This window comes from Streptococcus suis (assembly GCF_002964045.1).
In the GTDB taxonomy this organism is placed as follows: domain Bacteria; phylum Bacillota; class Bacilli; order Lactobacillales; family Streptococcaceae; genus Streptococcus; species Streptococcus suis_U.
Window position 1 is genome coordinate 1 of sequence record NZ_POPB01000587.1, and the last position, 327, is coordinate 327.

The 327-nt window shown below is 48.0% G+C and carries 1 protein-coding gene; it reads left to right on the forward strand.

What is annotated here, in order from left to right:
- Positions 1-327 (forward strand): mucin-binding protein (locus C1E99_RS14815; protein ID WP_161951219.1); only part of this gene is annotated, 327 nt, incomplete at both ends.

A 327-nucleotide genomic window follows, 5' to 3' on the forward strand; every position in this document is an offset into this window, starting at 1 on the left:
ATGGCCAACAGATAAGGGTGTTGATGATGTGACCCGTACGATCAGCCGTACCGTTACTTATGTGAAAGCAGAAGGTGGCGAAGCAGCTCCAGGCTCAAGCAACTCCGTTACATTTGAGCGTTCAGGTGAAATCAACCACGTTACAGGTGAAGTCACATGGCAAGCATGGACAGCTAAGAATGGCGATGCGACACTTGAAGGACATCCATTGCCAACAGTTGGGGGTTACATCGCAAAAGAAGCAACCAACAACGGTACTAAGGTAGAACTTGATTCAACTGTTGCCAATGTCGCTGCGACAGAAACGACAGGAAACATCACAGAAGT